The sequence below is a fragment of the Streptomyces fuscigenes genome (assembly GCF_021556455.1).
In the GTDB taxonomy this organism is placed as follows: domain Bacteria; phylum Actinomycetota; class Actinomycetes; order Streptomycetales; family Streptomycetaceae; genus Streptomyces; species Streptomyces fuscigenes.
The window spans coordinates 1-11,562 of sequence record NZ_JAKGCV010000161.1 but is presented as its reverse complement, the minus strand read 5'-3'; the positions used below and the strand labels follow the sequence as shown (position 1 = coordinate 11,562).

The following is an 11,562-nucleotide window of genomic DNA, read 5'->3' as shown; positions in this document are numbered from 1 at the left end:
CCCCCGGGGCCGCCGCGCGCCCCGGCCGCCCCGAACGCGGGCCCCGCGGCCGGGTGTCCGGATGCGGGGCCCGCTCCCCGGGGCCGTCCCCCCGGGGCCTCCACCGGCCTCAGGCCAGGGGAAGGATCTCGGTGGGCGCGTGGCCCGGAGCGGTGGCGAGGTCCTCGAACTCGTGGACGGAACCGATGTCCGTGCCGCTCATCGCGATGTTCGTGACGCGCTCCAGGATCGCCTCGACGACCACGGGCACGCGGTGCTCGGCCGCCAGCTTCTTGGCCTCCTCGAACGCGGGCAGCAACTGGCCCGGCTCGGTGACCCTGAGGGCCTTGCAGCCGAGGCCCTCCGCGACCTTCACATGGTCGACGCCGTAGCCGCCGGTCCCCGGCGAGTTGATGTTCTCGAACTCCAGGTTCACCTGGAAGTCCATGTCGAACGCCCGCTGCGCCTGCCGGATCAGCCCCAGGTACGCGTTGTTGACCAGCACGTGCACGTACCCGATGCGGTGCTGGGCGCCGACCGCCAGCTCCTCCAGCATGAACTGGAAGTCGTAGTCGCCCGAGAGCGCCACCACGCTCGCCCCGGGATCGGCGGTGGCGACACCGAGCGCGGCCGGGATCGTCCAGCCGAGCGGGCCCGCCTGGCCGCAGTTGATCCAGTGCCGCGGGCGGTAGACGTGCAGCATCTGCGCGCCGGCGATCTGGGAGAGGCCGATGGTCGACACGTAGCGCGTCTCGGGGCCGAACGCGCGGTTCATCTCCTCGTACACCCGCTGCGGCTTCAGCGGGACGTCGTCGAAGTGCGTCCTGCGGTGGAGCGTCGCCTTGCGCTCGCGGGCGGCGGCCACCCAGGCGCGGCGGTCGGGCAGTTCGCCCGCGTCGGCCATCTCCCGTGCCACCTCGACGAACAGGGCGAGAGCGGCGCCCGCGTCGGACGCGATGGCGTAGTCGGGCGGGAAGATCCTGCCGATCTGCGTCGGCTCGATGTCGACGTGCACGAACGTGCGCCCGGCCCGGTAGACGTCGAGCCTGCCGGTGTGGCGGTTGGCCCAGCGGTTGCCGATGCCGAGCACGAAGTCGGACTCCAGGAACGTCGCGTTGCCGTAGCGGTGGGACGTCTGGAGGCCGACCATGCCCGCGTTGAGTTCGTGGTCGTCGGGGACGGTGCCCCAGCCCATCAGCGTGGGCACGACCGGGGTGCCGGTCAGCTCGGCGAACTCCACCAGGAGGGCGGAGGCGTCCGCGTTGACGACGCCGCCGCCCGCGACGATCAGGGGCCGCTCGGACGCGGCCAGCATCCGTACGGCCTTCTCGGCCTGCGCGCGCGAGGCGAGCGGCCGGTAGACCGGCAGCGGTTCGTACGTCCCGGGGTCGAACTCGATCTCGGTCTGCTGCACATCGAGCGGCAGGTCGATCAGCACGGGCCCGGGCCGCCCCGAGCGCATGAGGTGGAACGCCTGCTGCACCACGCCGGGTACCTGCGCGGCCTCCAGCACCGTCGTCGCGGCCTTGGTGACGGGCGCGGCGATCGAGGCGATGTCGACGGCCTGGAAGTCCTCCTTGTGGATCACGGCGGTCGGGGCCTGGCCCGTGATGCACAGGATCGGGACCGAGTCGCCGATCGCCGAGTACAGGCCGGTGATCATGTCGGTGCCCGCCGGGCCCGACGTGCCGACGCAGACGCCGATGTTGCCCGGGTGGGCGCGGGTGTAGCCCTCGGCCATGTGCGAGGCGCCCTCGACGTGGCGGGCGAGCGTGTGCTGGACACCGCCGGCCGCCTTGAGGGCCGCGTAGAACGGGTTGATCGCCGCTCCCGGCACGCCGAACGCGTGGGTCACGCCCTCGCGCTTCAGGATTTCGACTGCCGCGCGGGCGGCGGTCATTCGAGGCATGAGTGCTCCTCATTCGGACGGCGGATTCGGGCTCTGTCGCGCCACCTGAGAGCGCCAATTCCGTAATGTGGAATAATAGTTTTGCTATACGGAAGTCAACGTAGATGCGGCGGACGGGTCCGTCAAGGGGATCGGTCGGTGCCGGTGCCGGTGTCCACGACAGGGGTGCTCCGGCGGGCCTGTCCGTGCCGGGCCGCCGGCCGGGCCGCGGGCCCGCCGGGCCCGCGCCGAGTCCGCCCCGTGGCGGGGGACTTCGCCATCCCGGCAACAACTCGGCCCGTCTGTAACGCAATTGTCCCGTATCCCGGGCACTCGGGGCCTGCTTCCTCTCCCCAATACCTCGCTCTTGGTGGACGATGGACCACGCAACGCGATCGGCCGGAGTGATGACGAGGGGCCTGTGGGGGGCACGTGATGGGAGCGGAGAGCGGTATCAGCGTGGACTGTCCGGCCTGCGGGCGCAGGCACCGCTACGCGGCACCGACGTACGCGTGTGCCTGCGGAGCGCCGGTGTCACCGCCCCTGGGGGCGGGCGCGCACCCCGAGCCGGTGGTGCGCAGGTCCTGGGCCGACGAGTGGGTCGTCGTCCGCTGCCCGGCCTGCGGCCTCGACGGACACTGGCCCCAGCCCGAACTCGACTGCCCCTGCGGCACGATGCTGCGCATCCCGGTCGTGCCCGGCGCGAACCCGGGGCCGGCGGACCGGGACGTGCCGGCCGGCGGCACCGGGCCCGGCTTACCCCGCGACTGGCCGCCGCACGACTGGTCCCCGCACCCCTCGCACATCCCGCTGCCGCGCACGGCCGCCGCTCCCCGGCCCTCGTTCCGCCCGCTGACGATCCGCACCGCACGCGACGCCGTCACCGCCGCCGGGCTCTACCTGCGGTGGCTCGGCTTCCACGGTGTCGTCGCGGCGGAGCAGCGCCCGGAGTCGGGCATCGACCTCCGGGGCCCCGACGTCGTCGCCCAGGTCGACCCCACCACCAGCAGGACCTCGCTGCGCGCGGTGGAGTGCGTCTGGCTCTACGGGCTGCACGACGCGGCGGCCGGTGTGCTGTTCTCCCTCGCCGGATACGCCGAGGACGCCCGCGCCCGCGCCGACGAACTGGGCGTCCCCCTCTTCGTCATGGACCTCACCGGCACGCCGCAGCCGGTCAACGCGGCCGCGGACGAGCTGGTCTCCTCGGACCTGTGAGACGCCGGGGCGGGCCCCGACGGCCCGCCCCGGGGGCCCGGGGAGCGGGCCCGTCACCCGGCCCGCCCTCCGGCGGCCCGGCCGGCCCGTGTCACTTCGTCAGCACGTTGACCACCACGATGAACAGCCCGAGCAGCATGTCCCCGCCGCCGGCCCGGCACGCGGCGGGCCAGCGCTGACCGGCCACCCGCGCCGCCCACAGCCCCCAGCCGAAGAGGGCGACGATGTTGACGGCCAGGGACACGTCCAGGGCGCCGCTCTCGCTCCACCAGCCGATGTACGCGCCCAGCAGCAGGGCGACCGTCGGCGCGGCCGAGGCGAGCAGCGGCCACTCCCGCACCACCGAGCGCGGGATGCCGGGTGTGACCTTGCCGTTCCTGATGGTGCGGTGTGCGATGGCGTGCGCGTAGCCGTGGGCCGCCGACGCGGCCACCGCGGCCGCGAACACCCACAGGGCGTCGTAGCCGGGATCGGGCGCCCCCGGCTCGTTGTTCAGCGCGGCGGCGAGCGCGCTCGCCAGCACCGACCCGTACACGCCCCCGAAGAGCAGCCGCTGGAGCGGCTCCCCGCGCCGCGCCGGCCGGTAGGGCCGCTCCTCGTCCGGCTCCGCCGGCGGCTTCGCCGGGCGCGGGGCCGGGGGGTCCTGGTCGTGGGGGCTGTCGGACACACCGCCGCCTTTCCGGACGCACCACGCGGGCAGACCCGTCCGATGTAACAGCACGGGGTGAGCGCGGTCCCGTAGGCTCCCCGGCATGTTCATACGACTCGCCACCCCGGCCGACCTGGCGGAGATCCCGCGCATCGAACTCGCCGCCGGGGAAATCTTCCGCGAGGTGGGCATGGCCGAGGTCGCCGAGCACGCCCCGCCCTCGCCCGAGGTGCTGGAGGACTACCGCGGCGGGGGCCGCGCGTGGGTGGCGGACGACGGGTCGGGGCGGCTCGTGGGCTTCCTCCTGCACGAGGACGTCGACGGCGCCGCCCACATCGAGCAGGTGTCCGTGCACCCGCGTGCGGCGCGCCGGCGCGTCGGACGTGCGCTGATCGAGGATCTGGCGGGCCGCACGGGTGCCGCGCTGACCCTCACCACGTTCGCCGAGGTGCCGTGGAACGGCCCCTACTACGCGCGACTCGGCTTCCGGACGCTGGCGGAGGACGAGGTGACGGAGGGGCTGCGGGAGATCAGGCGGGCGGAGTCGGCGATGGGCCTCGACGCGTGGCCGCGGGTGTGCATGCGCCGCGAGCCCATGGCCCGGGTGTGAGACCGGGCGCGATCCCTGCCGGGCCCGGTCTCAGGAGGGCGCGTCCATGTCGCCCGGCGTGAACCCCGTGCCCTGGGTGAAGTAGAGCTGCCAGCCCGCCTCCTCGGTCCTTCGCCACAAGGAACTGCGGTGCGCGCGGCGTGCGTTGACGTCGATGTCGAACGTGATGAGGACGAGGTCGGGCGCGAGCGGGCGGGCCGTCATCCGGGTCACCGTCCCGGGGCTGCCCGCGGCCGGGCCCCACTCGCGCAGCTCGTCGATGTACGACTCGCGTGTCCATGCGCGACCCGAGGACCCGAACGAGCGGAACTCGGGATGCAGCAGCCGGCCGAGCAGTGGGGGCGAGGTGTAGACGGCGGGGTCGAGGAAGCGCAGCTCGCCCTCGATGGCCGCGGTCGCGGCATCCGGTGCATCTCCGTTGCTCACCCCCGCCATCCTGCCCGACGGGCGGCGGGGAGCCGTGCGCGACACCGGGAGACCCGCCGCCCGCCTGATCGCGGGTCGCCACGTGCCCGGGCCGTCGGGGCGGCCGTGTGGCCGCCGCGTCCGGGGCGGTGGGGGGCAGCGGGGGCAGCGGGGTCAATGGGGCAGGGTCTCCGCCGCGGCCGGATCGCCGGCGGACGCGCCCGCGGCGGCGTCGACCACGCCGAGACGGAGGTGCTCGATGTGGTGGACGGCCTGGTCGAGCAGCGCGGCCACGTGGTCGTCGTGCAGGGCGTACACGACCGAGCGGCCCTGGCGGGTGCCCGTGACCAGGCCGAGGTTGCGCAGCAGGCGCAGCTGGTGGGAGCACGCCGACTGCGCCATCCCGGCGGCCGCCGCCAGTTCGGTGGCGGCGCAGGGGCCCTCGCGCAGACGGGCGAGGATCAGCAGCCGCGACGGCGTGGACAGCGCCTGCAACGTCGTGGCGACCTGCGCGGCGTTCGCCGACGTCAGGCGCGTGCGCGGCGAGCTGCCGCCCTCGGGGTCGTGCGGTCCGTGGCCCATGTCCCCATCCTACGAAATGAATACATGAACGCCTCTTCAATAGTTCCTGTTACGGTGGAAGGGTCGTCGTCCTCGCCGTGAAGGAACTGCTGCCGCCATGTCATCCGCCGTCGCTCAGCGGCCACCCCGGATCCCCGCACCGCACACGCCGCAGAGCACGCCCCGCCGACGGACCCGGGTGCTGGCGCCGGCCGAGGCCCGCTGGGCGGCGGCCGCGCTCGGGCTGTTCCTGATCGCGCTGCCGCTGCATCTTGCCGGCGCCCCGGGCTGGGCGACGGGGCCGTTGTTCGCGCTGACGTACGCGACCGGCGGCTGGGAGCCCGGCTGGGCCGGGCTGCGGGCGCTGCGGGCCAAGACCCTCGACGTGGACCTGCTGATGATCGTCGCGGCTCTCGGCGCCGCGGCGATCGGCCAGGTCGTGGACGGGGCGTTGCTGATCGTCATCTTCGCGACCTCGGGCGCGCTGGAGGCGCTGGCGACCGCCCGGACGCGGGACGCGGTGCGCGGCCTGCTCGACCTGGCGCCCGCCACGGCCACCCTCGTGGCCGGCGACGGCACCGAGACCGGCGTCGAGACCGCGCGGCTGGCCGTCGGCGACATCGTCCTCGTACGGCCCGGAGAGCGCGTCGGCGCCGACGGACGCGTCCTGGACGGTGCGAGCGACGTCGACCAGGCCACCATCACCGGTGAGGCGCTCCCCGTGGCCAAGCGCGCCGGAGACGAGGTCTTCGCCGGCACCCTCAACGGCGCGGGCGCGCTGCGGGTGAGGGTCGAGCGTGATCCTTCGGACTCGGTCGTCGCCCGGATCGTCGCCATGGTCGAGGAGGCCTCCGCGACCAAGGCGCCCACCCAATTGTTCGTCGAGAAGGTCGAGCAGCGTTACAGCATCGGCATGGTCGCCGCCACGCTCGCGGTGTTCCTGGTCCCGCTCGCGTTCGGCACCGCGCCGACCGGGTCGCTGCTGCGCGCGATGACCTTCATGATCGTGGCGTCGCCGTGCGCGGTCGTGCTGGCCACGATGCCGCCCCTGCTGTCCGCGATCGCCAACGCCGGACGCCACGGTGTCCTCGTCAAGTCGGCCGTGGTGATGGAGCGTCTGGGCCAGGTCGACGCCGTCGCGCTGGACAAGACGGGCACGCTCACCGAGGGCATGCCGCGCGTCACGGCCGTGCGCCCGCTGGAGGGCGGCGGACCGGCCGCCGACCGGCTGCTGGCGCTGGCCGCCGCCGTCGAGCACCCGAGCGAACACCCGCTCGCCCGCGCCGTCGTGGGCGCCGCCCGTGAGCGAGGCCTCGACATCGCGGCCGTACGCGACTTCACTTCGACACCCGGTGTCGGCGTCACCGCCACCCTGGACGGCTCGACGGTCGCCGTCGGAGCCCCGGACCGGCTGCCGCTGCCGGACACCGAGGACGGCGAGCCGGCCCGCGCCCTCGCGCGTGTACTGGAGGACGCCGGACACACCGCCGTCCTCGTGCTGCGCGACGGCCGCGCCCTCGGACTCCTGGGCATCGGCGACCGGCTGCGGCCCGACGCGGCCGCCACCGTCGCCGCGCTCGGCCGGCTCACCGGGAGCGGCCCGATGCTGCTGACCGGTGACAACCCCCGCGCCGCGGCCCGTCTCGCGGCCGAGGTCGGCATCGTCGACGTCCGGGCCGGGCTCCTGCCGCAGGACAAGGTCCGTGCCGTGCGCGAGCAGGAAGAGGCCGGACGGCACGTGCTGGTGCTCGGCGACGGAGTCAACGACGCCCCGGCCCTGGCCGCGGCACACTCCGGCGTGGCCATGGGCCGGGCCGGGTCCGACCTCGCGCTGGAGAGCGCGGACGCCGTCGTCGTGCGGGACGAACTCGCCGCCGTGCCGACCGCCGTGGCCCTGTCCCGGCGCGCGCGCCGCCTCGTGGTGCAGAACCTGGTGATCGCCGCCGCGTGCATCACGGGCCTCGTGATCTGGGACCTGGCGGGACGGCTTCCCCTGCCCCTCGGGGTGCTCGGCCACGAGGGCTCGACCGTCGTGGTCGGCCTCAACGGGCTCCGCCTGCTGCGCGACGCGGCCTGGGACAGGGCGCGACCCGGCGCGGGAGAGTGAGGGGCCGGCGGGGCAGGGTGCAGGGGTCGGGCGGGGCCGGGGGCCGGGCGCCGGGAGTGGAGTGGCGGGCCCTCAGCCCGCCGCCTCGGCCTTGCGGCACACTTCGCACAGTCCCCACCAGGTGATCTCGGCCTCGTCGAGGCTGAAGCCCTTCGCGTCCAGCGGGTCCATGCAGGGGGCCGCGCCGACCGTGCAGTCGACGTCCTCGATGCGGCCGCAGCCGCGGCACACCAGGTGGTGGTGGTTGTCGCCCACGCGCAGTTCGTAGCGGGCCGGCGAGCCGGCCGGTTCGATGCAGCGGACCAGGCCGGCGTGCGTCAGGTCGTCGAGGACGTTGTAGAGGCCCTGCCGCGAGAGGCCGCCCGCCGGCTCGGCGTCCTCGATGCGGGCCTCGACCTCCGCCGCGGTGGCGTGGGAGCCCGACCTGAGGGCGTCCAGCACGGCACGGCGCTGGACCGTGCTGCGCAGGCCCTTGCGCCTGAGCAGATCGGTCGCCGTCCGCAGGTCGTTCGCGGGCGTCTCCATGGCGGTGGTCACGCTCCCTCGGCCGGGCGCATCGGCGGGTCTCACAGTTGACAGGATCAATGGTAAGCGGATGCCTCGGCTCCGCGCTCGGCGCGGCGGCACGCCCCGCAGACGAGCCGGCGGGAATCACTGCCGACGCGGGCGGCCGTCATACCGCTGAAGCGGCGGACGACCGGGTGGACGACCTCGCTGTGCTCGGAGCAGACGCCCAGGCCGCAGTGGGCGCACGTCCCCACGGCCGGCTTTTGGCGCTCCAGTTGCTCCTCGCAGTCGTAGCAGTTCACGCGCAGACCTCCAAAAGGGTGGTCTCGGGTCCCGGCGGGCCGAAGCCCGCCGTCCGGACTTCCCGACGCTAGAACGCAGGTTTGACAATGTCAAAACTGGCCCCGGTCGGGTGCGGGCGCAGGGCCGTCCGCGCCGCACCCGTCCGCTCCGTGCGCGGGCGTCCGTCGGGGAGCGCGCCGCGGAGGGCCGCCGGCGTCTGCCGGTGACCGTGCGGGGCCCTCATCCCCGTTCGTACGCCCGGGTGTTGGGGTGCGGGGTCTGGCGTCCGTCCCGTCCTGTCCTCTACGCTCCTCGGGTTCAAGGAGGTGCTCGACGTTCATGTACGTGGATGGCTGGGTCCTGGACCGTACCCGGTCCGCCCGGCGCCCCCCCGTACGAGCCGGCACCGCGGCACCCCCACATCGCCCTTTCACCCCCCACAACGGAAGGCCCTCCCATGGACCGACGGCACTTCCTCGCCACCGGCGCCGCGTTCGCGGCCGCGGCTCCCGCCCCGCTGCTCGGCGGCGTCGCGCACGCCGCGCCCCGCACGGCCCACCCCGCCCCGCCCCGTACCGGCACCGCCCGCGCGGTGGCGGACACCCTGCCCGCCCGGGCGGCGATCACCTCGGTGCTGCGCAGGGTCGCCGACCACTGGATCGCCGCGAACCCCGGCACGGGCGACAACCAGTGGGCCAACGCCACGTTCTACAGCGGCCTGATGGCGCTGTACCGGCTGACCGGCGACACCCGCTACCTGGACCGGACGCGCTCCTGGGCCGAGAGCCACGGCTACGGGCTCAACGGGGGCGCCACCACCCGAGACGCCGACAACCAGTGCGCCGGGCAGGCCTACCTCGACCTGTACGAGGTGGAGCCGGACGACGCCAAGCTCACCGCCATCGAGTCCTGCCTGCACCGCATGACCTCGACCGACCAGGTGGCGAAGAACGACGACTGGTGGTGGGACGACGCCCTGCACATGGCCATGCCGCCGTTCGCCCGGCTCGGCGCGCTGCGCGGCGACGCCGCGTACTGGACGAAGCTGCACGCGCTCTACACCCACACGAAGAGCGCGGAGGGCGGCCCCGGCCTCTACGCGCCCGCCACCGGGCTCTGGTACCGGGACAAGAACTTCCTGCCGGGCGGCATCCTCTCGCCGTCCGGCAGGCCGGTCCTCTGGTCGCGCGGCAACGGCTGGGTCGCGGCGGCGCACGTCAAGACCCTCAAGGCGCTGCCGGCCGGCCGCGCCGACGCCGCGGAGTACCGCGACACGCTGGCGCGCCTCGTCGGCGCGGTCGCCCGGGTGCAGCGGCCCGACGGGTTCTGGAACGTCAACCTGGCCGATCCGGACCACTTCCCGGGCCCGGAGACGAGCGGCACCGTCTTCTTCGCCTACGGCACGGCCTACGCGGTGGCGGCCGGACTGGTGGACCGGGCCACCGCCCTCCCCGTGGCCGCGCGCGCCTGGAATGGCCTCGTCGCCACGGCCGTGCGGTCCGACGGGCTGCTCGGGTACGTGCAGAAGGTGGGGGACCGGCCCGACTCCAGCCAGCCGGTCACCGCGTCGAGCACGGCCGATTTCGGCGTGGGCGGCTTCCTCCTGGCCGGCGCCGAGCTCGCGGGTCTCGCCGTCTGAGGCTCGGCGCCGTGCGAGGACGTGCACAGCCGGCGGGGCACCGGCGCCCGAGGAGGTGTCCCGCCGGTCGCGCGCCGACGGCCGGTCCGGGCAGGGGTGTTCGGCACCGGCGCCCGGGTGCGGACCGGGCATTCGGCGCCGGGGCCCTCGTGCGGACAGGGGCCTTCGGCGCAGGCGCCCGGTCACCGACGGGCCGTCCGGCACCGGCGCCCGGTGCGGCCCGCCCGTCCTGTCCGCCGTGCCCGCCGGGCGGCTCGGTACCCTCGGCCGAGGGACACGCACCCTGGAGGCGCTGATGGGACTGCGGGAACGGATCGCGGCGGAACTCACGGCGACCATGCACGGCGGTGATCTCGCACTGGAGCGGTACGCACAACCGCCGGGCGATCCCGGGCTGTTCGGGACGACGCCCGGGGACCCGGTGTGGCGGGTGCACGGGCAGCCGACCGGGATGCTCACCGGCGGGTTCGCCGCGCTCATGCTCCAGTCCCTGCATCCGCTGGCCATGGCGGGGGTCGACCAGCACTCCGACTTCCGCGCCGACCCGGTCGGGCGGCTGAACGGAACCGTACGGTTCATCACCGCCACGACCTTCGGCTCCTCGGACGCGGCCCGGGAGGTCGTCCGCCTCGTACGGCGGATCCACACCCGCGTACGGGGCACCGCGGCCGACGGACGGCCGTACCGGGCGGACGACCCCGACCTGCTCACCTGGGTGCACACCGCAGAGGTGCGCAGCTTCCTCGCCGGCCACCAGGCGTACGCGCCCCGGGCGCTGCGGCTGACCCCCGCCGAGTGCGACGCCTACTACCGCCAGGTCGCCCCCGTCGGCGAAGCGCTGGGCGCGCGGAACGTACCGACCACGTCCGCCGCCGTCGAGCGCTACCTGGCCGACCTGCGGCCCGGGCTCCACGCCACCGCGGCCGCCGTGGACTCGGTGCTCTTCCTCCGCCACTTCGGGCGCACCCGCCGTGAGCGGCTGGTCGTGCGCGTCCTCACGAATGCCTCGACCGGGCTCCTGCCGGGCTGGGCCCGCGCCGAACTCGGAATCCACCGCCCCGCCCCCGTTCGCGTGAGCTGGGACCGGCCCCTGGCGACGGCCGCGGGACGCACCCTCGAATGGGGGCTCGGGCCGTCCCGCATCCAGGCCGCCGCGCGGGGGCGGCTGGCGGCGGCGCCGCAGGGCTGAGGCCGGGCACCGGGACGAACCGGGATCCCGCGGCGCGCGTCCCCTCCGGTGCCGCCCGCTCAGGCGGTTTTGACGCGCCCCCGGGCCCCCGCGCGGGTGCGCCCGGCCAGGACGTGCCGCTTCGGGTGGCGCCTGAGGTACTCGCCCTCCAGCTGGGCCGTGCGCGTGTTGTGCGTGTCCAGCGCCTCCTTCGACCCGTGCAGCAACGTGTCGTGCCGGGTGCGGTGCAGCGTCTCCAGCTCGCGGAGCAGCTGCTGGTCCTCCAGCGCGGCCGGATCGACGCCCCGCGCCGTGCGGCCCTCGTCGCCCTTACCGGTCATGGGAAGACTCCTTCCGTCGGGTCCACCCTCACAGGTACCCCCTGGAGACGAAACGTCTCCGGCTCCGGGCCGCGCAGAAGGCGAAGGCCCCTCTTCCCGTGCCACCGGGGGAAGGGGGGAGAGGAGGCCGGCGGCCGCGGGCCCGGCCCCATGCGCCGAGCGGCAGCCGCGCCGCCCGCACGGCAGCCCCGCGCCGCCGCACGGCACCCCC

12 protein-coding genes are annotated in these 11,562 nt (G+C 74.9%); 5 read left to right on the top strand and 7 right to left on the bottom strand.

Annotation, left to right across the window (positions count from 1 at the left end; all coding sequences use genetic code 11):
* Positions 1 to 109: 109 nt before the first annotated feature.
* Entirely contained in the window at positions 110 to 1,888 is a 1,779-nt protein-coding gene (gene gcl, locus L1885_RS15140) for a glyoxylate carboligase (protein ID WP_235797631.1), read from the bottom strand.
* A gap of 414 nt (positions 1,889 to 2,302) precedes the next feature.
* Between gcl and L1885_RS15135 the strand changes: the two genes are divergently transcribed.
* The gene (locus L1885_RS15135; RefSeq protein ID WP_235797630.1) at positions 2,303 to 3,082 is read left to right on the top strand and encodes a hypothetical protein; all 780 of its coding nucleotides are present in this window, start codon (positions 2,303 to 2,305) and stop codon (positions 3,080 to 3,082) included.
* A gap of 91 nt (positions 3,083 to 3,173) precedes the next feature.
* On the opposite strand, the gene L1885_RS15130 is transcribed toward L1885_RS15135, so the two are convergent.
* Positions 3,174 to 3,749 carry a hypothetical protein gene (locus L1885_RS15130; RefSeq protein WP_235797629.1) on the bottom strand — a complete coding sequence of 192 codons (576 nt, stop codon included), beginning with the start codon at positions 3,747 to 3,749 and terminating at the stop codon, positions 3,174 to 3,176.
* A gap of 85 nt (positions 3,750 to 3,834) precedes the next feature.
* Between L1885_RS15130 and L1885_RS15125 the strand changes: the two genes are divergently transcribed.
* Entirely contained in the window at positions 3,835 to 4,341 is a 507-nt protein-coding gene (locus tag L1885_RS15125; RefSeq protein ID WP_235797628.1) for a GNAT family N-acetyltransferase, read from the top strand.
* A 30-nt stretch (positions 4,342 to 4,371) separates the two neighbouring features.
* Here the strand turns inward: L1885_RS15125 and L1885_RS15120 are convergent, their stop codons facing one another.
* The gene (locus tag L1885_RS15120; protein WP_235797627.1) at positions 4,372 to 4,776 is read right to left on the bottom strand and encodes a nuclear transport factor 2 family protein; all 405 of its coding nucleotides are present in this window, start codon (positions 4,774 to 4,776) and stop codon (positions 4,372 to 4,374) included.
* A 144-nt stretch (positions 4,777 to 4,920) separates the two neighbouring features.
* Positions 4,921 to 5,328, bottom strand: a complete 408-nt coding sequence (locus L1885_RS15115; protein ID WP_235797626.1) for an ArsR/SmtB family transcription factor — start codon at positions 5,326 to 5,328, stop codon at positions 4,921 to 4,923.
* Positions 5,329 to 5,425: 97 nt separating this feature from the next.
* Here L1885_RS15115 and L1885_RS15110 point away from each other — a divergent pair, with 97 nt between their 5' ends.
* The gene (locus L1885_RS15110) at positions 5,426 to 7,414 is read left to right on the top strand and encodes a heavy metal translocating P-type ATPase (protein ID WP_235797625.1); all 1,989 of its coding nucleotides are present in this window, start codon (positions 5,426 to 5,428) and stop codon (positions 7,412 to 7,414) included.
* Positions 7,415 to 7,486: 72 nt separating this feature from the next.
* Here L1885_RS15110 and L1885_RS15105 read toward each other — a convergent pair whose 3' ends face one another.
* Both L1885_RS15105 and L1885_RS15100 read right to left on the bottom strand, forming a co-directional pair.
* Positions 7,487 to 7,939 (bottom strand): Fur family transcriptional regulator, encoded by a 453-nt coding sequence (locus tag L1885_RS15105; RefSeq protein ID WP_235797632.1) that lies wholly within the window; start codon positions 7,937 to 7,939, stop codon positions 7,487 to 7,489.
* 56 nt (positions 7,940 to 7,995) lie between these two features.
* Positions 7,996 to 8,223: a DUF2180 family protein gene (locus L1885_RS15100; RefSeq protein ID WP_235797624.1), complete on the bottom strand. Its 228-nt coding sequence runs from the start codon at positions 8,221 to 8,223 to the stop codon at positions 7,996 to 7,998.
* 437 nt (positions 8,224 to 8,660) lie between these two features.
* Here L1885_RS15100 and L1885_RS15095 point away from each other — a divergent pair, with 437 nt between their 5' ends.
* Both L1885_RS15095 and L1885_RS15090 read left to right on the top strand, forming a co-directional pair.
* Entirely contained in the window at positions 8,661 to 9,842 is a 1,182-nt protein-coding gene (locus L1885_RS15095; protein WP_235797623.1) for a glycoside hydrolase family 88 protein, read from the top strand.
* 295 nt (positions 9,843 to 10,137) lie between these two features.
* Entirely contained in the window at positions 10,138 to 11,031 is an 894-nt protein-coding gene (locus tag L1885_RS15090) for an oxygenase MpaB family protein (RefSeq protein WP_235797622.1), read from the top strand.
* Positions 11,032 to 11,090: 59 nt separating this feature from the next.
* Here the strand turns inward: L1885_RS15090 and L1885_RS15085 are convergent, their stop codons facing one another.
* Complete coding sequence (locus L1885_RS15085) at positions 11,091 to 11,351, bottom strand: DUF6158 family protein (protein WP_235797621.1); 261 nt, start codon at positions 11,349 to 11,351, stop codon at positions 11,091 to 11,093.
* Positions 11,352 to 11,562 lie beyond the last annotated feature (211 nt).

Coding starts and splice junctions, on each gene's coding strand:
- gcl (WP_235797631.1), bottom strand. CDS start 1,888: ATGCCTCGAATGACCGCCGCCCGCGCGGCAGTCGAAATCCTGAAGCGC.
- L1885_RS15135 (WP_235797630.1), top strand. CDS start 2,303: ATGGGAGCGGAGAGCGGTATCAGCGTGGACTGTCCGGCCTGCGGGCGC.
- L1885_RS15125 (WP_235797628.1), top strand. CDS start 3,835: ATGTTCATACGACTCGCCACCCCGGCCGACCTGGCGGAGATCCCGCGC.
- L1885_RS15120 (WP_235797627.1), bottom strand. CDS start 4,776: ATGGCGGGGGTGAGCAACGGAGATGCACCGGATGCCGCGACCGCGGCC.
- L1885_RS15115 (WP_235797626.1), bottom strand. CDS start 5,328: ATGGGCCACGGACCGCACGACCCCGAGGGCGGCAGCTCGCCGCGCACG.
- L1885_RS15110 (WP_235797625.1), top strand. CDS start 5,426: ATGTCATCCGCCGTCGCTCAGCGGCCACCCCGGATCCCCGCACCGCAC.
- L1885_RS15105 (WP_235797632.1), bottom strand. CDS start 7,939: ATGGAGACGCCCGCGAACGACCTGCGGACGGCGACCGATCTGCTCAGG.
- L1885_RS15095 (WP_235797623.1), top strand. CDS start 8,661: ATGGACCGACGGCACTTCCTCGCCACCGGCGCCGCGTTCGCGGCCGCG.
- L1885_RS15090 (WP_235797622.1), top strand. CDS start 10,138: ATGGGACTGCGGGAACGGATCGCGGCGGAACTCACGGCGACCATGCAC.
- L1885_RS15085 (WP_235797621.1), bottom strand. CDS start 11,351: ATGACCGGTAAGGGCGACGAGGGCCGCACGGCGCGGGGCGTCGATCCG.